The sequence below is a fragment of the Streptomyces sp. ISL-66 genome (assembly GCF_018614135.1).
Classification (GTDB): Bacteria; Actinomycetota; Actinomycetes; order Streptomycetales; family Streptomycetaceae; genus Streptomyces.
The window spans coordinates 19,046-42,985 of sequence record NZ_JAGGOW010000010.1 but is presented as its reverse complement, the minus strand read 5'-3'; the positions used below and the strand labels follow the sequence as shown (position 1 = coordinate 42,985).

Genomic DNA, 23,940 nt, shown 5'->3' with positions numbered 1-23,940 from the left:
ACACCGGCTGCCGGGGGGACGCTGGGAGGAGGACCGGGCGTCAAGGGGGAGTCTCGGGACGATGGCGATGGCGATGACGATGGCGATGACGATCGGCGGTGGAGGAGTCATGACGGCAACCACACGGGACCAGGCACCCGTCGTCCTGGAAGCCCCGGGAGCGGAACTGCGCGTGAGGGAGCTCGGCGGAGGCTTCTCCGTCGCGTTCGGGCGGTTCGCCAAGGGCGTGGACATGACCCCCGCGTTCAAGGGGTTGCCCGACGACCTGTGCCCGTGCCCGCACTACGCGTACGTACTCAAGGGCCGCCTCCTGATGCACACGAAGGACGGGGACCAGACCTACTCGGCCGGCGAGGCCTGCTACTGGGAGCCCGGACACGCCCCCGAGGCCCTGGAGGACACCGAGTACCTGGACTTCTCGCCGACGCGGGAGTTCCAGGACGTGGTCGACCACGTCAAGGCCGCGATGGGCTGAGCGTCGTTCCGGCGGGCCCGGGGTCGGGGTCGGTCGGCCCGGGCCGCAAGGCCCCGGGCCCGGAAGGCGGCAGCGGCTCGGACGCCGCCGACGGGCCGGACGCCGCCGACGGGCCGGAAGCCGCCGGCGTCGCCGGAAGCGGCCGGGCTCAGAACGCGCCGGGGTGGATCTGCTCCCGGGTCGCGATGTACTGCTGGCGCACGCCCTGCCAGGCCGGGTACTCCTCGTCCGGCTCGAAGACCTGCGCCGCCGGGGCCGGCCACACCGGCGGGGTGTGGGGGGCCAGCGTGCCCCGTGCCACGCCGAGCGCCCACGCGGCCTGCCGGGCCGCGCCCAGCGCCGCGTAGTCCGCCGGCGCCGGCACGACGACCTGCGTGCCGAACAGGCCCGGCGCGAAGGCCTGTACGGCGGGCAGTTCGGCCGCCGCGCCCAGCAGGAACACCCGGCGGATCTCCGCCCCGCGGCTGCGCAGCACGTCGAGCGCGTCCACCAGCCCGCACAGCATCCCCTCGAAGGCGGCCCGCGCGAGGTGCTCCGGCTTCATGGAGTCCCGGCGCAGCCCCGACAGGGTTCCGGCGGTGTGCGGCAGGTTCGGCGTCCGCTCACCCTCCAGGTACGGCAGGAGTACGAGGCCGTGTGCGCCCGGGGTCGACTTCAGCGCGAGCTCGCTCAGCCCGTCCAGGTCGGTGCCCAGCATCTCGGCGGTGCCGCGCAGGGCCCGTACGGCGTTGGAGGTGTTCACCACCGGCAGGTGCATCCCGGCGGCGTCGGCGAGCGAGGTGATCAGCCCGCCCGGCTCCGACAGCGCCTCGTGGTGCACCGCCATCACCGACCCGGAGGCGCCCAGGGAGACCACCGCGTCGCCGGGGCCCATGCCCAGCCCGAGCGCGGCGGCCATGGTCTCGCCGGTCCCGGCGGAGATCAGCAGCCCCTCGGGCGTCGTCCCGGCGGCTTCGGAGGGGCCGAGCACCTCGGGCAGCAGCGCCCGGTGGCCGAGCGCGAGCTCGACGAGATCGGGGCGGTAGGAGCCGGTGGCCGCCGACCAGTAGCCGGTGCCCGACGCGCCGCCGCGGTCGGTGGTCCGCCGGGCCGGGCGGCCCAGCAGCTGCCACACCAGCCAGTCGTGGGGCGCCATCACCACGGCGACCCGGCGGGCGGCGTCGGGCTCGGTGCGGGCCAGCCAGGCCAGCTTCGCGATCGGCTGCGCCGAATGGGGGACCGAGCCGACGGCCTCGACCCAGGCCTGTCGGCCGCCGAGCGATTCGACCAGGTCGGCGGCGGCGACCTGGCCGCGCTTGTCGTTGCCGATCAGGGCGGAGCGGACGAGGGCCCCCTGCGCGTCCAGCGGCAGCACGCCGTGCTGCTGGGCGGAGACGCCGATGGCCTCAACGCCTTCGAGGAGCCCGCCGCCGGCGGCTTCGCCGAGGGAGAGCAGCCAGGCCTGTGGATCGGTCTCGTGCGGGACGGCTTCGCCGGTGGGCTGCGGATGGGGGGCGTACCCCTGGCGCAGCACGGCGCCCGTCTCGGTGTCACAGACGACGATGCGAGTGAAGGCGGAAGAACTGTCCAGCCCGGCGACTATCCCCATGGGGGGAATTCTGCCGCACGTCTGAGCGAACTCCGCCGCCCCGAGCGCCGCGCGGCCCCGGGCGGGGCCCGGGACGGGCCCGGGTGAGGCGCGCGAAGGACCTCGCCCGGGTGACCGTCAGGTGTTGGTGGTGCCCCACTCGTCCTCGCCGCCGGCGCCGCGGCTGACCCGGGCGCGCAGCCCCCGTACCCGCCCGGCCAGTGCGTCGGGCACGGCGCCGCCCACCTTGTCGCTCACCGCGGCGAAGGCCTTGCCCGCGAACTCCCGGCCGGTCTGACCAGCGCTCTCGGCGGCGTTGCGCACCGCCGGGTTCTCCGCGAGCTCGCGCGCGGACTTCTTCAACTGTTCATAACGTTCGCGCCCGGCCCGCGTGCCGAGCACGTACCCGAGGGCCAGTCCGACCGCGAACGTGACCTTGTACCGCATGCCTGTCACCCTTCGTCGTGTGGTGCCCGGCCTGCTGGCGATACCGATTGGCGGAGCACCCCCCTGCTTGCGCTAATCTATGACTCGCAACGGGCAGTCGCCCCCCGGCCAGGCCGGAGGTGGGCTGTTCGGTGCAACGCAGCAATCCCCTGTAGCTCAATTGGCAGAGCAGCCGACTGTTAATCGGCAGGTTACTGGTTCGAGTCCAGTCGGGGGAGCGCGGTCCCCTGTAGCTCAATTGGCAGAGCAGCCGACTGTTAATCGGCAGGTTACTGGTTCGAGTCCAGTCGGGGGAGCAAGTGAGAACGAGGACCCCATGTGGGTCCTTTTTCTTTTTATGACCCCGGTCCGGAACCGGACAGGGCTCGATACGGTCTCTCTGGGCAGGCGAAGCCGATCATGCGAGGCATCCGAGGCAGGAGATCGTATGAGCGGCTATGCTGCGGCAGACAGCGCGCACACATGTACGCGCCACGCCGTGAAGGGGCGGTAGCTCAGCCGGTTAGAGCAGCGGACTCATAATCCGTCGGCCGTGGGTTCGAGTCCCACCCGCCCCACCAGTCGCAGGTCAGGAGAAGCGTTCTGACCTGCGGAAACGTTTTTCTCGGGTTGCTTCGCGTGTGGCGTTTGCCTAACGGCGTGTGGCGAAAGCGCTTCTTCGGGCACCGGGATGCCCCCTCAAGTCCCTGCGGCCTGGGCTTTTTCGGCTCCTTGTCGTGGGAGGGGTGAGGAACGCTCCCACGGCTGCTGGGTGCGGCCCGCCTCGCACGTCGAACCACCCACACCCCTGCTGCCCTCGCGCAACCGTGCCGCTGTTCGATATGTGGCTGTCGCCCCCGGGAATCTTCCAACGTGCTAAGTTGCCCGGCGCCCAAGCGGCCGTGTTCGATCTTGAGGTGCACTCTCTGTGTCGATGAGCTGACGCGAGGAATGTGGGCGATGTATCTTGGCTATGTACATTGCGTACTCGCGATTCGGAAGGGGGTCGGGATGTCCGTCACACAGATCGATCTCGACGACGAGGCACTGGCCGAGGCGATGCGGCTCATGGGCGTGACGACGAAGAAGGAGACCGTCAACGCCGCTCTGCGGGACTATGTCGCTCGGATCAAACGCTTGGAGGCCGCCGAGAAGCTGGCTGCGCGAGGCGAGCGGGGCGAGTTCGAGGCTGCGGCTGCGGCACACGTGGCCGCGAAGCGGGCGCGACGGGCTGCCTTCGAGTGATCACTTACCTCCTGGACACCTCCGCCCTGTGGCACCTCTTCCGTACGCCGGGGGCGTTGCGCCCCTGGGAGGGGCATATTGCCGCCGGGGTCTTCTGCATCTGCGAGCCCACGCGGACGGAGTTCCTCTACTCGGCGACCGGCCCTGCCCATCGGGATGAGCTGGCTGAAGAGCTGGACGACCTCTGCCATCTCTCGCCGGTGCCCAAGAACGCGTGGCGCTGGGTCGACACCGCGCAGTACAAGCTCACCCAGCAGGGGCAGCACCGTGCTGCCGGCGCCATCGATCTGCTGGTGTGTGCGACGGCGGTCCATCACGGTCACACGGTCCTGCACGTGGACAACGACTTCGCCACGGTGGCGGCCGTTCTCAAGGAAGTGCAGCAGAGGGACGCACGCGCCTGATGCCTGTCGACCTGGGGCGCTTCTCCGAGTTGGATGAGCAGGACTGCCGGGCGCTGCCGAGGGTCTCCTGTGTCTGTGGAGGCCCCTTCGCACACGGACCCAAGGGGCGAAATCCTGTGCCGCAGAGGCAAAGCGTTGGGCCCTCGGATCATCGGGCATCGCCTCATGAACGGTGGGCTTCGCGCGACCGCACTCTTTCTCTGGCGACTGGCCGCTCCGCCCGACGCGCGCGGCATCGCTCCTGGGCCAACCTCTTAGGGCTCAGGGCGTACACCGTCGTCACATCCTGGACAGTCCTCGGTGTCGAGGGCTTGGACCGTTCGGCAGTGGTTGCAACTCCAGTGCGTCGGGGCGGGCGTGACCTGATGTGCGTCCCTGGGACGGACCGACAGATCGGCGTCCCGGCGCAGCGCCTCCGCGATCGAACCATTGGGGTCGAGATGCGGCACGGCGGAGATCAGTATTCTCGCCGCCCATCGGTGGTCCGCCGACTCCGAGGAAGCGGCCCGTGCCAGGAGTGAAGGCCGCTGATCGCCCGAGGTCATGACGGCGACGGCGTGGAAGAGGCCCGCACGGTCGCGGGGCCAATAGGTCATGTCCCTATCGAACAGCTCCTGACCGTTCCACGGAACGCGACCTCCCTTCAGGTTCATCAGCACGTTCGCCGCCGACCACGCCATCCATGAGGAGTCCGCCTCCAGGCACGCCAGCAACGCCATCTGTTGGGCGTCCGTGAGGACCTGCCCGACACCGGGGAGCGGCGACGGCTTCACCAGGGGGGATGTGCCCGCGACGAGCCATTCGTCCAGCAGGGAACCGGGCGCGGTGATCTGCTGGAGGCGACGGGCTTGGGCGGCCACGGCAACCTTGTCGATGCCATACGCGTCCGCCATCGCGTCGAGCCACGCCCGGCGCTCCGCCGTGCTGGCGTCGGCGAAGGCGCGATCGATCTCGATCGCCGAAGAATCGGAATATCCGGTCGCCGCGAGAAGGTCGCCGAGGGCGGTAAGCGACCAGAAGTCGCCGTCCGTGGACCCCGGGCACGGGCCGTGGAGCGACACGAGGTTGGAGAGGAGGGCCTTCCTGTTGTCCCGCGCGCTGGACGCCAAGTTCCGCAGCCCGGCAGCGACGTTCCCCCAACGCCGATTCGTGTCGAATCCCGTGCGCGCGAGTGCGACGTAGATCCTCTCGGCGACGCGCCCCACCGCGAGCATCGCGAGGGCGAACACGCGCTCACCTGCATCGTCGGGAAGCTCACCGAGATGTTCGGCCGCGCCCAGGGCGACCTGTTCCAGTCCTGGGGTGAGGGGGCCTCCGCCGACCATCTCCCAGCCGCGTCGCCCTCTCCGGACCATCTCGGGGTCTTGCGGCAGGGGAAGCGCCAGCAGCGCGCGGAGCGCATCGATCTCCGCCCTACTCAAAGGGGACGCGTCCGTGCGCGCATCCGTCAGTGCGCACAGGATGTGGGCGATCGACTTGGCGGTGCTGTCGAGCTCGGACAGGTCCACGAGGTCCGCCCGGCGCCGCCGCGACACCGGCGGCAGGGTCAGCAGACACGCGGCCTCCACGAAGGGCCAAGGTCCCGTGTCGCGTGTCTTGTCCCACAGCGCCGGCAAGAACTTTGGGGGCTTGCCGGGGCCGCGCGGGAGGAGCGGTTCGCCCTTGATCGCGCCAAGGGCTCCGTCCGTCAGCTGGCCCAGGGCCCGTTCTGCCTCGCTGTCGGAAAGAGTCACGACACCGCGCTCCGCGAGATCGGCCACCATCAGGGTGGCCTCCCGCCGTGTCTCGCCGACGTCGAGCAGGGCCTCGGCCGTACGAGGGTCGAGCCCGGCGGCAAGTGCGATCGCTCCGTCAGAATCCGTGTGGTTGAGGGCGTGGCCCAGCCAGTCCCGCAGCTCCTCGGCCCCACACGACCGCGCCCACATGGCCGTGGCGATCTCGGCGAAGACTTTGCTGCGGGCGGTGAGTTCGCCCGCGCCGTTCACCACGAACACCGCGACGTGCTCATCCCAGAACCGAAGCACATGCTCCGCCACCTCGTCGGCCGCAGCGGGCGGCATGGCCCACCGCAGGGGGTCGCTCAGCATGCCGGTCAGTGACGCCAGGGCGCGTCCGGCCAGCGGGGTCGCCTCGCCGTCGAGGAGCCGTCCGAGCGTGACAAACCCGTCGAGGAGCATGCCTGTTGTCAACGCGGGTGCCCAGGGCCGGGCTGGGGTGAGCGCCTCTCGCAGCCGCTCCCACCGGTGTACGGACTGTTCCACCGCGCGGTGCAACAGCGCTGCACGCCCCCTGGGGAGGTCGGCATCCGGCGCGTTCGCGCAGACGAGAGCGAGCAGAGCGGCGAGCAGCGGTACCGCGAGCAGATGCGCGTGCTCCTCCTTCGCGTCCCCGATCCAGGAGCGTCGCGTTGCCAGGAATGCCGCTCGGTCCGGTCCGGGAATCCGCGCTTCGGCACAGGCGACGAGGATGCTGTCGACCGTCGCGCCGAGATCCCGTGGAGACGCGAGCTCCACGCGGGGCAGGCTGAGCCGGGCCGCGGCCCCTTGCGCATTCGCCCGGGTCGTCACCACGAACCCGCAGGAGGGGGCCAAGGACGCGAGAATCTCTTCGAGTTGCTGTGCGACCCAAGGGGCGCGCGCCCCGCATTCGTCGAGCCCGTCGCAGAGGACGAGCGCGCGCCCGCGGCCGATTTCCTCCTTGAGGTAGGCGGCGATCGGTGCCCGGTCCGCGTCCTGCACGGTGCCCGCCACGGCGTCGTCGACCAGGCCGTCGAGGGTCAGGCGCCCCGGCTGTCCCTTCAGCAGGCGCGGCAGCGACACGGGGATCGGGACGGGGGCATCGGCGTGGCTGGCGCAGTGGGCCGCGATCTCCCGCACCGCCACCGACTTTCCCGAGCCCGGTTGCCCCACGATGAGCATGCGGCGCCAACGCCTCAGGCGGGAGAGGAGGAAGGAGGAGGTGCGCTCGCCCTCCACGTCGATCCGGAGGCCGCCGACGAGGTTGTCGACGACGAGGGGCGGGAGGTCATCGGCGAGCAGGCTGAGGTCGATCCGTCCGGCCTCCGCCCTGAACCGGGTGCGGTACGCGTCGACGGCGTTCCGACGGGAGGCCAGGCGCATTGCCACCGGACCCTCCTGGTCCGGGAGCACGGTGATCTCTGCGTCGGCAAGGGCGGCGCCCCATTCCTCGATGGAACTCCCGAGCGCCTCGCCCGCCTGCCGGTGGAAGAAGTCGGCCAGGGCGCTCACGGCACGGTTTCCCCGCGCGTCCGCGACGACGAGGTCCATCAAGGCGGCCAGGAGGTCCCGGTGCGGTGCCGGGCCGGTCGCACCGGGTAGGTGCAGTACACGCGCCCGCTCGAGGACGAGCCTGCGGACCCGCGACGGAAGCCGGTCGGTGAGGACAGCGAAAGCCGTGGACTCGTCACCGGTCTCCATGCGCAGGCCCGCACGATGGCGCCGCAGGGCCCGGTCAAGGTTCTTCACCGGCCCGACGAGTTCCTCGCCGGCGATGACCAGAAGATCATCGGTGCCGAGCGTCGGCACCTGTCCCACCCATCCCGTCAGCGTCTCTTCGAGCGGGCGCCCCTTGTCGATCTTCCGCTTCGCGGACACGTAGGCGCGACGCCCGTCGGAGAAGGTGACACGGATGTCGTCGGTGGGGTCGCTGGTCTCGAAGTCCAGCCGGACGGGCCACACCCCTGCGGGCACGTCCAACCCCGACACAGGGCGGCCACGAAGCCCGTGCACGGCCAGGTGCACTGCCAGCTCGCACCGGAAGACACTGCCGATCTCCCCAGCCCGCCCCGCCCCGCTCACCCCGACCGCACCCCGCTCGCCTCCCCACTCACCCTGCTTATCCTGGACCTCCGGCAGAGCGCCGCCCCATGGTAAGGCGTCACACCGAGAGGCGGGGGCGGGACGAGGACGGTTCGCATCCGGGGCATGAGCCCTCTTGGGCTCGGCTGCGGGACGGTCCGAGTGTGATCAGCGTCCGCCCGGATCGTTACCGCCGACCAGGTGTGGATGTCCCGAGCCCACAGGCGCGGGCTACGGAATGCAACTGTGCGCAGTGGGCGCACATGCGTCAGGACGCGGGGAGCCGACGGCTGCTTGCGCACTGGTTTCGGGGACGCGGGTGGGCAGCGTCTTCTGCGGCCCGCAGATGCGGCAGGGAAGGCAGGACGGAGAAGAGCGGTGTGGCGAACGCCTAACGCCCCCCGATGGTGCGGGATCGAGCGGGATGTAGCCGGATGGAAAATGGGTTCGAGTCCCACCCGCCCCACCATAGAAAAACGTTCTGACCTGCGAAACGCCCCTGGAGGGGTGTTTTCGCGTGCGGCGCTTGCCTCTCGGCGGGGAGGCGAGGCGGGCGACCCTGGTCTGCACTGGGCCCTGACCTTGTCGACCTGGGGTTTTGTGTCGAACGTGGGTCCGGAGCCCGGACGATGATCCCACGGCGATCCCACGGCCCTTGCGTGTGGCACGCCGCACGTCGTGCCGAAATCTTTGGCCTTGTCGAGACTCGTGACGACCCGGTTCGGGAAGAGCGGATACCAGTCGCTGGGCTCGGTTGCCTGCCCCACACCGATCCATCGGGTAGGAGCACATGAACGAGGCTGCCGGGGCCATCGCTTGCGTCGCCGACCCGCCCCGCTCCTCGCGGAACCGAGCGATGTGGTCGGTGGCCGTGCTCGCGTCCTCCGGGCCTGGCCAATACGGAGCCGCCGAGGTGAAGTCGGCCAGCGACGGTAAGGGCTTCGCGGGTCGAGTGGCCGGGGCCGATCGAGCGCTCGATCGACATCCTCCGGGACGCCGAGGTCCGGGTGCTGCACGTGGACGCCGTCGTCGTAGCCGACCTGACCGGGATGGGTAGCTCCAGGTCGGACCAGCCCGGCATTGCAGATGGTCCGTGCTACAGCTTCCGCGTCGCTACCCACTCGGCCGCCAGTCGCTCTGCTTCGATCTATCCGATGGCGATGCGGGGGTGGGCTCCTGGCTTGATCCAGGACATGATCCGGTCCATCGTGGCGCGTGGCACGGACACGCATCCGGCCGTTGCGCCGGACCCGTTGACGTGCAGGAAGATGCCGGCGCCGCGGCCGGGTACGGCGGGCCATCGGTTGAAGTTGATGACCAGCGCCTTGGCGTACTGGGTGGGGTAGTTGATCAGGTGTTCGCTGCCCCGTTCACCCGCCTCGGTGAGGGGGAAGTCTGCGCCCGCCTCACCGTGCATCGAGTTGTAGAACTTCGACTCGGGGTCCTCCACCCACCAGTCGTCCGAGGTGACGACGCGGTACGGCATGCTCGTGCCGCCCGTCTCCACACCGAACCCCTCGGTGATGGTGTACGTCCCGGACGGTGTGGTCCAGGTGCTCTGCTGACGGGTCGTCCCGTCCGTCACGCCGTTGGACCCGACGCGTCCAGCGCTTGTGCTGAGCTGCGCCTTCCAGCCGGAGGACCCCTTGGCCCAGGCGGTCACCGTGGCATAGGAGCCGTTGGCCTTGACGGTGATCAGCTGCGTGGCGTCGCCGACCTGTACCGGGACGGGGAAGTCGGGGGCGCTTGCGCCGGCCGGGCTCTTGCTCGCCGTAACGCCCGAGCTTGGTGAGGCGCTGCTGCTCGGCGTGTTGGACGCGGTAGCCGAGGCGGACGCCGAGGCGGGAGCGGACGCACTCGCCGGCCCGCTAGGCGACGCACTCGCCGGCCCGCTGGGCGAGGCGCTCGGCGGCCCGCTGGGCGAGGCGCTCGGCGGGGCAGCGACACCGCCCTGCTCCGCCGCCACGTCTTCGACCGTGGCGCTGTCACCCCCGCTTCCGCAACCGGAGGACAGCAGCAGCGCCCCGCCGGCGGCCGTGGTGACAAGGACTCGGCGGATACGCAGGGGCAGGAGAGTGTTTCCGGGAAGCACGAAGGAACCCTTCGTCGAGTACGAGAACAAAGCCAGAGAACGAACGTTGGCCGATATAGGCCCAAGAAGGCGATTTCCCCGGCGAATCGGCGCCGTTATACGACAGCGCGCCACCAGATCGCAACCACAGTAAGATTTCGGGCGAATCGCCGACCTGGAATCCGGTCGGCGAGAATCATCCCTACCGGGCCTGAGCCTCTCCCGTGCACGTGGCACGCCCGAATTCGCCCATCGCGGTGGCGCGCTGGACGTGCTTGTTGCGGATTGCGAGCGTGCAGGACGCCTGCCCGCCCTTGCTGTCGAGGATGATGGCGACGGTCGGGGCCTTGTCGAGGGGTACCTGAACCGACTTGGTCCAGGGAAGTGTGACGCCTCTCTCGACCGTGGCCGTACCGGCCTCGCTGCGGGCGAGATACGAGATCTCGGCAATTCCCGTCCCCGTGACCTCGTACGTCACCTCGGCAGTCGGCGCGGCGCGCGGCTTCGGCTGCTCGTCGGCGTTGAGGATGCCGTAGCCGACGAGCCCGAAGCAGGCGAGCAGGGCGATGCCGGCGATCAGCAGCCCCCGCCGGTCCGGGGAGCCCCCAGTGCTCTCGTGTTCGTTCTCCTCCCGCACTGCGTTTTCCGCAAGTTCATTGGATGACATGAGAGAGCCCGGCTTTCGGTTGGTTGGCAGGGGAACCGGGTCGTTATACACCACGCCACCGGCCGAGTGCGAGCGAGCGGAAGAATCGGGCAAACCCTACCCCCTTCGACTAATCAATTGTCCTTTATGTCGCCGGGGTTGACCGGGCCTCGCAAGAGGGATTAGAAAGCCCGCTGCAAGCCCGTGAGCTCGTGGTTCCTATCTCCCGCGCGATCACTCCGTATTGCTCCAAGCTGGGCGGAAACCTCCGCACCAGCTCGTTCGGCTTGCCCATTTCGCGCGCAGCGATGCGGGTGCGTCGATACCGAAAGGTATTGAGGTGAAAGTTCCGTACAGGAGATATCTCTCCTGTCTTGTCGTCTCGGCGGTAGCGGGCACACTATTGCCGCAGGTCGCCTATGCGGCTCCGCAACCACCGGCGAAGGACGACGACAAGGGCGTCTTCGACACGATTGCGGGCTGGTTCTCGGACGACGACGAGGGCGAGACGAAGCCCCCGGTCGGTGGGAAGCTGGCGATACCCAGCCGGGAGAAGCTGCCGAAGGGCGAGAAGCTCCCGAAGGCGAAGCGGGTCAAGGAGCTGACCGACAGGCGCACGTCGCAGGCGCGCTTCTGGCAGTTGTCGGACGGCCGGATCGAGGCCGAGCTGACGGCCGTGCCGACGTCGTACAGGTCCGGGCAGTCCTGGAAGCCGGTCGAGACCACGGTCCGCGCCACCCAGGACAACGGCTTCGACTTCGCCAACACCGCGAACACCGGCAAGAGCTGGTTCGGCTCCGACGCCGGCAAGTTCATGCGCTTCGAGGCGGAGGGCGGCGGGGCTGTCACCTTCGGCCTGTCCGGTGCCGGCGCGCTCAAGCCGGAGGCGAAGGGCGACCAGGTCGTCTACAAGGACGCCGTTGCCGGTGCGGACCTGTCGTACCGGGTCGGCAACGGTCAGGTGAAGGAGGACATCGTCCTCTCCGAACGCCCGGCCGGTCCGGTGTCGTTCACCTTCACCCTGGACACCGAGGGCGGCCTGACGCCGGAGACCCGCAAGGACGGCTCGATCGCCTTCTTCGGCGAGGCTCCGGGCACTCCGGTCATGGTGATCCCGGCTCCGTACATGACGGATGCCAAGAAGGATCCGCAGTCGGTCACCGGCGGTACGTACAGCACCAAGGTCACCCAGAAGCTGATCCGGGACGCCGATGGCAAGGGCTGGAAGCTGACTGTCACGCCCGACGCCGAGTGGCTTGCGGCCAAGGAGCGCCAGTACCCGGTCGTCATCGACCCGACGATCACGATCACCCCGATCGCGTCGGTCTCCGAGGACACGATGGTCCTGTCGGATCAGCCGACGACCAACTTCAACAACACCTGGAAGCTGTCGGTCGGCAAGACGGACACCGGCATCGCCCGTTCGTTGATCAAGTTCCCGCTGAACGAGGTCCCGGCGGGAGTGAAGGTCGACGCGGCCCGGCTGAGTCTGTACTACGACCAGTCGCACACCAGCAACGCCAACGCTGTCGCCCTCGAAGCGCACCGGGCCACCGGGGCGTGGAGCGAGGCGGGCGCGACGCCCGCGACCTGGTCCAACACCAGCACGCTGGTGGGCGAACTGTCCGGCACCACCGTAGAGCTGGACGAAGGCGATGCCGGTACGGCGGCGGTCGGCGAGTGGCCGCGATCCACCACGACCGGCGGCGCGGCGACCAACGACGACTACGCCTACAACAAGAACGCGCTCACGGGCGAGTCGTACACTTGGCAGCCGAGGGTCCCGGAGACCGACACGTACCGGGTGGACGTGCACTACCCGGCCGCGGCGGACGCGGCCACGGCCGCCCCGTACACCGTCACCCACAACGGCGGCACCAAGAACTACACGGTCAACCAGACCGGCACCGGCGGCGTCTGGAAGACCCTCGACGCGGCGGAGCTGAGCTTCGCCAAGGGCAACGCCGGGAAGATCGCCCTCGGCGACACGGGCTCGGCAACGACCCGCACCCTCGCCGACTCGGTTCGGCTGGTGAACCCGTCCGAGATCACCAAGGCCGCCTGGGACTACAACCAGTGGCACGACTTCCCGGTCGCCGACACGGTCCAGAAGTGGGTCTCCGGTACGGCGACCAACTACGGCTTCGTGCTCAAGGCCAAGGACGAGTCGGGCACCGCGCCGACCGGCGGCCCGCGCTATGAGGCGGCCGACGGCAACACCTACGGCGACGAGACGTCCACCTACCCGCGCCTGACGGTGACCTACGGCGCTGTCGGCACCTCGCTGAACTCGCCGACCGTGGTCCACTCCACCGGCCCGGAGCTTTCGTGGCCGGCGTACGCCAACGGCAGCGGTGACACCGGTCTGGACATCGTGGAGTACCAGCTGCACCGCTCCACGCAGCAGGTCTTCACGCCGTCCGCGGCGACGCTGATCGCCCCGATCGCCTCGACCGCGACGACGTACACGGACACCACGACGGTGCCGACTCCGGACTCCAGCTCCAGCGAGATCGGGAAGTCGTACTACTACCAGCTCGCGGTCAAGGCCAAGAACGGGCAGCTGCTCGGGTCGCCGACCCGCATCGTGGGCATCCCCAAGGCCGGCCGGACGATGAAGATCATCCAGGCGGGCCAGACCGACACCACGCTCTCCTCGCAGCAGCCGACCGTCAACCACGACGGTCTCGTCTCCGGCAAGGCGCAGACCTGGCTGAGCGTCGGCAACAACTCCGGCACGTACGGCAAGACCCGCGCGGCCATCAAGTTCCCCACCACGGACATCCCCACCACCGCCACGGTGCTGGAGAACAAGATGTACATGTGGGGCGCGGAGACCACCAGCACCACCAACGGCGCGATCTACGAACTCCACTCATTGACCCGGGACTTCACCGAGACCCAGGCCACGTGGAACAACGCGAACTCCACGACCCCGTGGACCACTGCCGGCGGTGACTTCTCCGCCACCGTCTCCGACACCGTTCCGCAGATCACCGACGAGGTCGGCCGTCATTGGTGGGACGCCACCGGACTGATGCAGTCCTGGGTCAAGACGCCCACCAACAACAAGGGCGTCCTGGTCAAGCTGAAGGACGAGACCACCACCGGCCCGCAGGAGCGCACGCTGTTCCTGTCGTCCGAGGCGTCCGACCCGCAACTGCGGCCGTACATGCAGGTCATCTACGTCGACTCGACGACCGAGGACACGTACTACGCGCCGACGACTCCGGCCCGTATGACGCCGAACTCGCAGTACGCGGTCGAGTTCACGGTCACCAACACCACGTCCACGGCGTGGGCGGCCGGTGAGCGGGTGCTCTCCTACACCTGGAAGCTGCCTGACGGCACGGACGTCACCACGGGCGGCAACCAGCTGTCCACCGCTATCCCGGCCCTCCTGCCGGGCAAGTCGGCCACCATCCAGGCGCAGGTCAAGACCCCCATCAACTCCGATGAGGGCAACAAGCGCCTGGACTACGTGCTCGGCTGGGACATCAAGAAGGTCGCCGACGGCACCTGGCTGTCCGTCGGCACGGGCGCCATCCCGTCGCTGAAGCAGAACGTGGCGGTGGAGGACCCGACCTCCAACCAGATCGGTCTGGAGAAGTTCTACGGCTACACCGGCAAGAACACCGGCGCCGGCGCCAGCGTGATGAACAACCTGGCCTCCGGTAACTCGGTGTGGTCGTACAACGCGTTCAACAACCCGGGTCGGGGTCTGAACACGTTCTTCCGGCTGGCCTACAACAGCCTGGACACCTCCGACACGGTCTCCGGTCACGGCTGGTCCATGCAGGCATCAGGGCCGATCCGGCTCGGGGCACCGCTGGACTTCCACCCCAACCCCAACCCCACCGAGGTGCGCCTGCCCGATGGCGACGGCACCACCCACGTGTTCCGTTGGGACTCGGCCACGAGCTCGTGGAAGGCGCCGGCCGGTGTCCACTACAAGCTGACGATGAAGGCGGCCCTGGACTGCAAGCCCACCAAGGACCCGGTCCCGGACGCCTGGACCATGACCCGGCCGGACGGTACCCGCTTCCTGTTCGGCTGTGACGGCTACCTGACCTCCACGGTGGACAAGAACGGCAACACCATGCTGTTCACCTACGAGGAGCGGAAGTCCAACAACAAGCCGACCAAGTTCCTGACGTACATCACCGACCCGGCGTCGCGGCAGACGCTGACGGTGGACTACTTCAAGAAGGGCGACGCCTCCTACGAGTACGTCTCGAGCACCGGCACCATCGCCACGGGCTCGAACCTGACCAACTCCAAGATCTACGACCACATCAAGTCGGTCACCGACGTCTCCGGCCGTAAGATCAACTTCTGGTACACCGACAAGGGTCTGCTCGGCCAGTTCACCGACGGCGTGGGCTCTTCGCAGCCGAAGGTGTTCAAGTTCGCCTACGACGCCACGCAGGGCAACAAGAACGTCAAGCTGGTGACGGCCACCGACCCCCGGGGCAATGCCACCAAGCTGGACTACTACGCCCCGCAGACCGGCGACGACCCGAAGTACCACTGGTGGACCAAGACCATCACGGACCGGCTGAACAGCAACACGACGTTCGCCTACAAGGCGAACACGACGAACACGAAGTTCACCGACACCAAGGTCACCGACGCCGAGTCGCACGCCACGGACTACGTCCTGGACGACTTCGCCCGCCAGGTGAAGGCCACCGACGCCAAGTCCCAGTCCACGGACATTTCCTGGGACGCGGACAACAACGTCACGCTCCTGAAGGACGCGAACGGCGCCCAGACCACCTGGACGTATGACCAGAAGACCGGCTACCCGCTGACGATGAAGGACGCGGAGGCCAACAAGAACGGCACCGCGGCGTCGGTCTACACGTATCAGACCCGCCTGGACGGCTACTCGGCCGATCTGTTCACCAAGGCCTCTGCGGAGGGCCGAAAGTGGCAGTTCGGCTATGACGCCTTCGGCAACCTCAAGACCACGACCGACCCCAAGGGCGTCGCCACCACGTCGGTGCCCGACGACTACACCACCAAGTACGACTACGACGCCTACGGGCAGTTGACCAAGGCCACCGACGCCAACGGCAATGCCACCGTCAACTCCGACTTCGAGGTCATGGGCTACCCCAAGACGATCACCGACGCGGAGAGCCACGCCACCTCGTTCGTCTACGACGAGCGCGGCCAGGTCACCTCGGTGACCGACGCGCTGGGCACCACCACCACCCAGACCTACGACGCCTTCAAGCGTCCGCTGGTCAACAAGATGCCCAAGGACCAGGCGCAGGGGGTGTTCATCACCACCCCGGCCCCGGTGTACGACGCCAACGACAACGTCACCTCCAGCACCGTCCCGAACGGCGCGGTGTCCACCGCGGTCTATGACTCGGCGGACCAGGTGACGGAGGCGACCGGCCCGGACAACAACCTGAGCGGACGCAAGTCCACCTACGCCTACGACAAGGTCGGCAACCTCAAGACCACGACCGAGCCCAAGGGCGCAGCGACGACCTCCGTCCCGGACGACTACGTCACCACCAACACCTACAACGAGATCTACCAGCTCATGTCGGTGGTGAACGCCAAGGGTGACAAGGTCTCCTACGAGTACGACAACGTCGGCAACGCGGTCACGGTCATCGACCCGAAGAAGAACGCCACCGCCGACACCACCGACTACACCAGCAAGACCGCCTACGACCTCAACCACCGTGTGACCAAGGCCACCGACGCGGCCGGCAAGTACACCACCACCACCTACGACAAGGACTCCCTGGTCCTTGAGACCACCGACAAGGAGGGCAACAAGTCCCAGGTCGTCTACGACGAGCGCGGCAAAGTCACCGAGCAGAAGGTTCCCTATGAGGGCACCACGGTCCGGTCGACCAAGATCGAGTACGACCAGATGGGCAACACCACCAAGGTGATCAGCCCGCGCGGCACCGCCACCGCGGCCGCGGACGACTTCACCAGCCGCACCGAGTACGACAAGCTCAACCGGCCGGTCAAGCAGTTCCAGCCCTACGACCCGGCGGACGCCCGCTACAACAACCCCAACGTCTACACCCAGACGATCTACGACGCGGTCGGCCGCACCTCGCGGGTCTCCGCGCCGCCGTCGGAGGGGCAGACGGTCCGCAACGACAGCGAGAACACCTACTTCGACAACGGTTGGACCAAGACGGTCACCGACCCGTGGGACATCGTCACCTCCTACGGCTACAACCAGAGCGGCCAGCAGGTATCGCGCACCCTCACCTCCGCAGGCGGCTCCAGCTCGCGGACCATGGGCTGGGCTTACTACCCCGACGGCAGCCTCCAGGCCCGCTCCGATGACGGCGTGCCGGTGGGCGCCCACGTGGTGGTGGCGGACAACTCCGACACCCAGAGCACCGCGGCCACCGGCACCTGGGACACCGCTTCGGCCACCGGCCAGCAGGGCTACAACCACCGCACCCACGCGGCGGGGACGTCGACGGACACGTTCACCTGGACCCTGAACGTTCCGCAGGACGGCACCTACACCGCCTACGCGAAGTACCCGACGACCTCGGGTGCCTCCACGGCGGCGAAGTACACCGTCACCCACGACGGTGGCACCACCGACAAGGCGGTCAACCAGACCACCGGTGGCGGCAGCTGGGTCTCGCTGGGCTCATTCACCTTCAAGCAGGGGAACACGTCCAAGATCACCCTGGCGACCGATGCCTCCGGCAAGGTCGTCGCCGACGCGGTGAAGATCGTCCGCCAGGTCACCGAGACGGACAACGAGAAGAAGAACTTCACGTACTCCTACGACCTCAACGGCAACCTCACCTCGATCACGGACACTTCCTCGGGTGCCAAGATCGACGCGTACACGATGACCTACACGGCGCTGAACCAGCTCCAGAAGGCCAGCGAGTCGCTTTCCGGCACCGAGAAGAAGGCCACGTCGTTCACCTACGACGCCAACGGCCAGCCGGAGACGGTGACCCACCCCGACCAGTACTCCCAGTACTTCTACGACCTGCGTGAGCTGACCAAGACGGTGAAGGTCGGCAAGTCCGCCTCGGACGCCTCGCCGGAGACCACCGCATTCACCTACACCGACCGCGGCCAGCGGCTGAAGGAGACCAAGGCCAACGGCAACACGGTCGACTACGCCTACTACCTGAACGGAGCGCTGAAGACCCAGAGCGAGAAGAAGCCGAACGCCACCCTGGTCTCCTCGCACACCTACGCCTACGACGCCAACGGCAACAAGGCGCAGGACGTCGCGTCCAAGATGAACGCCGACAACCACGGCGCGTACCTGCCCTCCACCACCGACTACACCTACGACCCGGTCAACCGGCTCGCCAAGTCCGTGAAGACGGGAACCGCCGCGGGCACCGAGACCTACGTCCACGACGACAACGCCAACGTCGTCACCCAGACCATCAAGAACGTCACCACCAACTACACCTACGACCGCAACCGGCTCCTCAGCTCAAGCATCGGCGCCGCGAGCAACAGTTACAACTACGACCCGTACGGCCGACTGGACACGGTCACCGCGGGCGGCAAGGTGGTCGAGGACAGGGACTACGACGGCTTCGACCACGTGGTCAAGAACGCCAAGCTGCAGGCTGACGGGGTCACGACGAAGACCAGCACCTACATCTTCGACCCCCTGGACCGCACGGCATCCAAGACGGAGGCCGGCAAGACCACCGACTTCAACTACCTCGGTACCTCCAGCGAGGTTCTCAACGAGGCCGTTGCCGGCGCGGTCACCAAGTCCTACCAGTACAGCCCGTGGGGCGAACGGCTGACGCAGCTGAAGCACAACACCGACGGCACCGAGGAACTCGGCGTCTACGGCTACAACGGCCACACCGACGTCGAAACCCTCACCGACACCAGCGGCGACACCAAGTCCACCTACGGCTACACCGCCTACGGCACCAACAACGACGCCGAATTCACCGGCATCGACAAGCCCGACGCCGCCCAGCCCGACAAAGAGGCGTACAACCCCTACCGCTTCAGCGCCAAGCGCTGGGATGCCGCCAGCGGCACCTACGACATGGGCTTCCGTGACTACGACCCCGGCCTGAACCGCTTCACCAGCCGGGACATGTACAACGGCGCCCTCGCCGACATGCGGCTGGGATCGGATCCCTTCACAGGGAACCGCTACGCCTTCACCGGCGGCAACCCGATCAGCAACGTCGAAATCGATGGGCACAACTGGTGCGAAGACGGGGGCTTCTGCCCCTACAACGACACCTTCGCCTCTGCCTGGGTCGGCACCGTTACGACTGTCGCCGACACACTTGCCAGCCCCGCGATTGCCGCAGAGCCGATCCTTCGAGAGAAGTGCCCCTCATGCTTCGGAACTCCCGGTAATCCCAATGGAGTGGATCTGGGATTCGAATGGGTCACAGGAAGCGGCCCCAAGGATCGAGACTTCGGCGGAAACGACGCCTTCACGCAGACGCTCATGGACCATTACCACGTCCAGCGCGTGCGGGAGATCGCGGCCGATAACATCAACAGCGGAAACATCAAGATGGGCCAAAAGATTGGCCAGTGGACAGACGACGATACAGGTATCACATACAACAACGGCCTGGATCAGTCGCTGAACACCAAGACTCTCGTGAAAGACTTCACGTCGAACATGTCCGCGGCGTTCCTCGGTTCCTACACCATGGACTACACGGTCAATTCGATCGACAAGAAGGCTGGGACGGCGACCATCCAATTCCATGTGCACAACAACAGCACCATGAACTCTGGAACGCATATTGGCCCGGGGGCCGGCGGGTACAGCCCGTGGTGGGATGAAAACATCGCCCAACCCCTCAATGAGTATTACGGTGCGGGGCGTTTCAGCAAGAAAACGCAGGACATAACGTGGACGGAGACGGTGGATCTCGACGATCCCAAGGCTCCGTCGGCGTCATCGGGGTCTTCGGGCTCGTCGAGCGGCCTACTGGACAGCATCACGGATTGGGTGAGTAGCCTCTTCTGATGCAGTCTGGCGTGCTCCCGCCGGTTGTCCGGTCGGGATGCGCCTTGAAAAACGGCGGGGCCGCCCCCAGGGATCCCTGGGGGCGGCCCCGCCGCCCGGAACGACTGGAAGTAGATGGCGTGAGATTCGACGTATTTCGCATCAGCGCAAGCCTTGCGACTGCCACCTTGACGCTACTCGCCTCGACCGCTTGCGGGACAAGCAAACCGGCCCACGTCTATCCGGAGGCCGTGCAACATTCCGAATTGGTCGGTCGATGGGACGGTGGGCGGGAATGTAGATCGCCGCTTCCGGTCATTCGATTGCGTGACGATTACACCTTTTCCGTCAAGGATTTTCCGGTCGGGTGGGACGGCCCCGTGCCGGACGCGCAGGTGACACGCCGTTCAACCGACGGGAAATGGCATGCGGTCAACAAGGACCCTGGCCTGACACCCTATCTGGTGCTTAATTTCGAGAATGAGAAAGACAGCAAGTTCCTGCCATTCTATTTGGAGAATGGAGAGCTGTGGATGAGTCGGAGTGTCCCGGTGGATGGGGAGCCCGGCCATTCCTACCCGTGTCACTACAAGCGCACTTCTGCCGACCCCGACTTCGGGCGATAGCGGGCCTGCTTGAAAATGTGACGGTGATCACAGTACGAACCCGTGATGATCCGGCGCCAGGTTCCGCTGGGTTCCTGGGGGGCGTGGGAAACCTGCGGCCCCCAGGGGGACCGGGGCAGCCGCACCGGTTCATTCACGAGGGGTGGACCGATGGACCGAGTCAGCCGCATGCTGCAGGCCGCCGACATGAGCCGGCATGCCTCCGCGTTCGCATCCCGCACGACCGCGAAAGCGCGGCTCCCCCTCGACTTCTCCGCGGCCAGCCTGCGCATCGTCGACCGCGTGGTGGACGGTCTGCGGCAGGGGGCCGGCGACCCGGCCGGCGTCGCACCGATCCTCCAAGAGCTCGGTGCGTACGTCGGCGAAGTACTCGTCCGGCAGGCCCGAGCCCGTTGGGTCGACTTCGACGGCGTGACGTCCGAACTGTTCCGGCAGCCGGTCGGCGTCCGGACACCCGACGGACAGGCGTGGAACCCGCTCGGCAAGGTGGTCAACCGTTTCAAGCTGGGCCCCGACGAATCCGTCTACGAGCTCTTCCTGCTGGTTCCGCGTCGTGCGAAGCCCCTGCCGCTGTCACAGCCGGCGACTGACAGCCGGCGACTGACAGCCGCGTAGGGTGATGCGTTGGACAGCGTGACGCGGGAAGACCAAGGGAAGATCATTTGAGGGCGGACGACGCCACTCTGCAGCATGCGGTGGAACGTGCGCAGAACGGTGACGACGAGGCGTTCGCCGATGCGTACCGGATCGTGCAGCCTGGGCTTCTGGGATATCTGAGGGGGCTCGTCGGCGAGTCCGCCGAGGACGTGGCCTCCGACGCGTGGCTCGAGATAGCCCGTGACCTGGCGCGGTTCCGCGGAGACGGTGCGGGGTTCCGCGGCTGGACCGCGACCATTGCCCGCCACCGCGCGCTGGACCACCTGCGGCGCCTGCGCTCCCGACCGCAGACGGCCCCGTTCGAGCAGGAGATTCTCGACCTGCCCTCGCCGCGGGAGACGGCACGCGAGGCTCTGGAGGCGATATCCACCGCCAAGGCCTTGGCCCTGGTCGCCGGGCTCCCCCCGGACCAGGCCGAGGCGGTGCTGCTGCGGGTGGTTGTCGGGCTGGACGGACCCGTGGCAGCCCGGGTGCTGGGCAAGCGGGTAGGAGCGGTACGCTCCGCCGCGCACCGCGGACTGAAGCGACTCGCGAAGGAAATGCTGGGATGAGTGGTGAAGGCGGTATGTGGAAACCTGACGACGTCGAGGCAGCCCTGGCCGCTGCCCTGCGCCCCAGGGAGGTGGACGATGCCTCGGCCCGAGCGGCCGTCGTCGCGTTCCGTGTGGCCCGCGACGCAGGTCTGCACACCCCTCGGCGCACCAGACGTCGCGAGGACTGGCGTCCCGAACCGGAACGCGGCATGGGACGCTCGCTGAAAACCGCACTCGCAGCCCTGGCCGCGAGCCTGACCCTGGGCGGCGTGGCGTTCGCCGCAGCTGCGTCGCATGACCCCTTCGACGAGACTGAGGCCCGCGAACCTGAACCCCGCCGCAGCACCTCTGCTCCGCTACCGCCACGGGGACCCGCGATCTCGTCGTTCGAGTCCCCGGGCCCAAGTTCGCCGGCTCCTCACGGAGTCCCCACCACGCCGCGTATTCCCGGCAATCCGGCCCCCCTGCCCTTGACGAGCGAGTCCCTCTGCCATGCGTATGAGAAATCCCTGGACAAGGGCAAAGCCATGGAAGCCGCAGCCTGGGAGCGTCTGGTCGCTGCGGCTGATGGCAAGGATGCCGCGGCCTACTGTGACTCCCTCCTGGCGCCCGCAGCCGCAGACTCGCCCCCGGCCTTCGGGAACGGACACTCCGCCCCCGCCAAGAGTCCCTTCGGTACCCACTCAAAGCCCGAAGCGGGTAATTCGGCCCACCAGCCGCCTGCGCCTGTTGGGGATGCGACGGCTGACGGGCGCGGTCGCTGACCGCAGTTCGGCAGTGGAGATGAGGGGCGAACATGGGCCACGCAGAAGAAGCGGTGTGGCGAACGCCTAACGACCCCCGATCGAGCAGGATCGAGTGGGATGCAGCCAGACGGAAACAGGCGGATATGTCCGTTTCTTCGGCGTCTTCGCAGGTGAGACGCGTCACTGAAATGGGTTTGAGTCCCACCCGCCCCACTGCGAGCCGCAGGTGCAGAAACGATAGCGCCTGCGGCTTTGGCGTGTTCTGGGCGTGTTCTGGGCGTGTTCGTGTTCTGGGCCCGGGAGTTCCGGATGGGCGGCTGGGGCGCGGTACGTGTGCGGACCCGGTGGCCGCAGGTGCGCGTGCGCTCGCACCTGCGGGCCGGGTGGGTTCGGGGCGGCGCCGGTTAGAAGGCCTCCGTTTCGTCCGCCAGGTGACGCAGGACGTCCATGAGGTCCCCGCGGCGGGCGAAGGCCGCGCGCTGGCGGTGGGCGCCCGAGCCGTCGCGCAGCAGACCGGCCATGGTCTTCGCCGCGTGGTCGAGGTCGCCGGAGGCAGCCAGTTCGGGAGCCACCAGATCGAGCAGGGCCTCCGCCAGGTCGGCGGCGGGGAGTTCGGTGCCCGTGTACGGGTCCAGGCCGAAGCCCTCCAGGCCGTCGTGGGCCGCCCGCCAGCGCGCGAGGCGCAGTACGTCCTCCCGTACGGGCGGATCGGGCCGCCGCTCGGCGATCTCGTGCAGGGCCGTCGTGACGAGGGCGCGGGCCAATTCGGCCTGTAGGACGGCCGTGTCGATGTCCGGTGACATGTCGGGCGCCCGGAATTCGAGCGTCGGCCAGTTCCCGGACGGGCGGAGGTCCCAATAGACCATCTTGGTGTCGAGGGCCGCGCCGGAGCCGAGCAGGGTCTGCACCGAGCGGTGGAAGTGGGCCGTCGAGGTGAAGTGCGGAGGGAGGCCGGCCGACGGCCAGCCCGACCAGGCCATCGCACGCCAGCTGGCGTGGCCGGTGTCACGGCCGCCCCAGAACGGCGAGTTGGCGGCCAGCGCGATCAGCGTGGGCAGCCAGGGTCTGACCCGGTTCGACACCGCGACCGCCGTGTCCACGTCGAGGGTGCCGATGTGGATGTGCCGGCCGCAGCTGACGAGGGTGTCGGTGAGCGCGCCGAAGCGCCGGTGCTGCTCGCGCTGACGCGGCTCGTCGTCGGTCAGGTGGAGCGGGCCCTCCACGGCGATCACCGGCGAGGGCGCCGCCAGCAGCCGGCAGCCGTGCGCGCGGGCCGCCCGCGCGAGGGTGCGCCGCAAGCCGGCGAGTTCCCTGCGCAGGGTCACGGCCGAGTGGGCGACCGGGGTGGAGATCTCCACCTGGTACCGGGTGCCCTCGGGGTGCAGTTCGTGGGGCAGTCCGGCGGCGGTGGAGAGGACGAGCGGGGCGGCCGGGACCACCCGCAGGGTGCGGGCGTCGACGAGGAGGAACTCCTCCTCGACCCCCACGGTGAGCGGGAGGACGGTACCGGTCGCGCTCGCGGTGCCCGTGCCCGTGCCGGTGCTCGTTCTCGTGGCGCCGGTACTCGTCCTCGCGGTGTCGGTGCCGGTGTCGGTGTTTGTGTCCGCGGTGCCGGTACCGGTGCTCGTGGTGCTGGTGCCAGGTTCGATCACTGCGCCTCCCTGGACATACGAGTCTTTTCATCATGAGCCGAACTCAAGGCGAGGAGCGCACGTCTATTCGGTCAAATGTCCGGTGCGGGTGGCGAGTTAG

The 23,940-nt window shown here is 68.1% G+C and carries 13 protein-coding genes and 3 tRNA genes; 10 read left to right on the top strand and 6 right to left on the bottom strand.

Features of this window, described 5'->3' with window-relative positions; all coding sequences use genetic code 11:
* Positions 1–109 precede the first annotated feature (109 nt).
* Entirely contained in the window at positions 110–475 is a 366-nt protein-coding gene (locus J7E97_RS02605; protein WP_215021731.1) for a hypothetical protein, read from the top strand.
* Positions 476–623: 148 nt separating this feature from the next.
* Here J7E97_RS02605 and J7E97_RS02600 read toward each other — a convergent pair whose 3' ends face one another.
* Both J7E97_RS02600 and J7E97_RS02595 read right to left on the bottom strand, forming a co-directional pair.
* On the bottom strand, positions 624–2,063 hold the full coding sequence (locus J7E97_RS02600; protein ID WP_215021729.1) for an FGGY family carbohydrate kinase: 1,440 nt from the start codon (positions 2,061–2,063) through the stop codon (positions 624–626).
* Positions 2,064–2,180: 117 nt separating this feature from the next.
* On the bottom strand, positions 2,181–2,489 hold the full coding sequence (locus tag J7E97_RS02595; protein ID WP_215021726.1) for a YtxH domain-containing protein: 309 nt from the start codon (positions 2,487–2,489) through the stop codon (positions 2,181–2,183).
* A 145-nt stretch (positions 2,490–2,634) separates the two neighbouring features.
* Between J7E97_RS02595 and J7E97_RS02590 the strand changes: the two genes are divergently transcribed.
* The 5 genes from J7E97_RS02590 to J7E97_RS02570 all read left to right on the top strand — a co-directional run bounded on the left by J7E97_RS02590 (position 2,635) and on the right by J7E97_RS02570 (position 4,117).
* Positions 2,635–2,707: transfer RNA gene (locus tag J7E97_RS02590), tRNA-Asn, on the top strand.
* 5 nt (positions 2,708–2,712) lie between these two features.
* Positions 2,713–2,785, top strand: a tRNA-Asn gene (locus J7E97_RS02585).
* A 187-nt stretch (positions 2,786–2,972) separates the two neighbouring features.
* Positions 2,973–3,049: transfer RNA gene (locus J7E97_RS02580), tRNA-Ile, on the top strand.
* A 430-nt stretch (positions 3,050–3,479) separates the two neighbouring features.
* Positions 3,480–3,713 carry a type II toxin-antitoxin system VapB family antitoxin gene (locus J7E97_RS02575; RefSeq protein ID WP_215021724.1) on the top strand — a complete coding sequence of 78 codons (234 nt, stop codon included), beginning with the start codon at positions 3,480–3,482 and terminating at the stop codon, positions 3,711–3,713.
* Entirely contained in the window at positions 3,710–4,117 is a 408-nt protein-coding gene (locus J7E97_RS02570) for a PIN domain nuclease (RefSeq protein WP_215021722.1), read from the top strand. The genes J7E97_RS02575 and J7E97_RS02570 overlap by 4 nt, the downstream gene beginning before the upstream one ends.
* A 254-nt stretch (positions 4,118–4,371) precedes the next feature.
* On the opposite strand, the gene J7E97_RS02565 is transcribed toward J7E97_RS02570, so the two are convergent.
* From J7E97_RS02565 to J7E97_RS02555, 3 genes are all read right to left on the bottom strand, one after another.
* Entirely contained in the window at positions 4,372–7,827 is a 3,456-nt protein-coding gene (locus J7E97_RS02565) for an NACHT domain-containing protein (RefSeq protein WP_308346253.1), read from the bottom strand.
* A gap of 1,255 nt (positions 7,828–9,082) precedes the next feature.
* Positions 9,083–10,027: a L,D-transpeptidase family protein gene (locus J7E97_RS02560; RefSeq protein WP_215021720.1), complete on the bottom strand. Its 945-nt coding sequence runs from the start codon at positions 10,025–10,027 to the stop codon at positions 9,083–9,085.
* Positions 10,028–10,208: 181 nt separating this feature from the next.
* A complete protein-coding gene (locus tag J7E97_RS02555; RefSeq protein ID WP_215021717.1) occupies positions 10,209–10,643 on the bottom strand; it encodes a hypothetical protein in 435 nt (144 codons plus the stop codon).
* 1,348 nt (positions 10,644–11,991) lie between these two features.
* Here J7E97_RS02555 and J7E97_RS02550 point away from each other — a divergent pair.
* The 4 genes from J7E97_RS02550 (at position 11,992) to J7E97_RS02535 (ending at position 21,460) form a co-directional block, all read left to right on the top strand.
* Positions 11,992–19,647: a DNRLRE domain-containing protein gene (locus J7E97_RS02550; protein WP_251053669.1), complete on the top strand. Its 7,656-nt coding sequence runs from the start codon at positions 11,992–11,994 to the stop codon at positions 19,645–19,647.
* A 119-nt stretch (positions 19,648–19,766) separates the two neighbouring features.
* Positions 19,767–20,252 (top strand): hypothetical protein, encoded by a 486-nt coding sequence (locus J7E97_RS02545; RefSeq protein WP_215021714.1) that lies wholly within the window; start codon positions 19,767–19,769, stop codon positions 20,250–20,252.
* Between the two features lie 168 nt (positions 20,253–20,420).
* Positions 20,421–20,867 (top strand): hypothetical protein, encoded by a 447-nt coding sequence (locus J7E97_RS02540; RefSeq protein ID WP_251053658.1) that lies wholly within the window; start codon positions 20,421–20,423, stop codon positions 20,865–20,867.
* A 47-nt stretch (positions 20,868–20,914) separates the two neighbouring features.
* Positions 20,915–21,460 carry an RNA polymerase sigma factor gene (locus J7E97_RS02535; protein WP_215021707.1) on the top strand — a complete coding sequence of 182 codons (546 nt, stop codon included), beginning with the start codon at positions 20,915–20,917 and terminating at the stop codon, positions 21,458–21,460.
* A 1,132-nt stretch (positions 21,461–22,592) separates the two neighbouring features.
* Here J7E97_RS02535 and J7E97_RS02530 read toward each other — a convergent pair.
* The gene (locus J7E97_RS02530) at positions 22,593–23,840 is read right to left on the bottom strand and encodes a glutamate--cysteine ligase (protein WP_215021704.1); all 1,248 of its coding nucleotides are present in this window, start codon (positions 23,838–23,840) and stop codon (positions 22,593–22,595) included.
* Between the last annotated feature and the right edge of the window lie 100 nt (positions 23,841–23,940).

Excerpts from the sequence above, each read along its gene's own strand:
- J7E97_RS02600 (WP_215021729.1), bottom strand. The coding sequence starts at position 2,063 with ATGGGGATAGTCGCCGGGCTGGACAGTTCTTCCGCCTTCACTCGCATC.
- J7E97_RS02540 (WP_251053658.1), top strand. The coding sequence starts at position 20,421 with ATGCTGCAGGCCGCCGACATGAGCCGGCATGCCTCCGCGTTCGCATCC.
- J7E97_RS02605 (WP_215021731.1), top strand. The coding sequence starts at position 110 with ATGACGGCAACCACACGGGACCAGGCACCCGTCGTCCTGGAAGCCCCG.
- J7E97_RS02550 (WP_251053669.1), top strand. The coding sequence starts at position 11,992 with ATGGTCCTGTCGGATCAGCCGACGACCAACTTCAACAACACCTGGAAG.
- J7E97_RS02575 (WP_215021724.1), top strand. The coding sequence starts at position 3,480 with ATGTCCGTCACACAGATCGATCTCGACGACGAGGCACTGGCCGAGGCG.
- J7E97_RS02595 (WP_215021726.1), bottom strand. The coding sequence starts at position 2,489 with ATGCGGTACAAGGTCACGTTCGCGGTCGGACTGGCCCTCGGGTACGTG.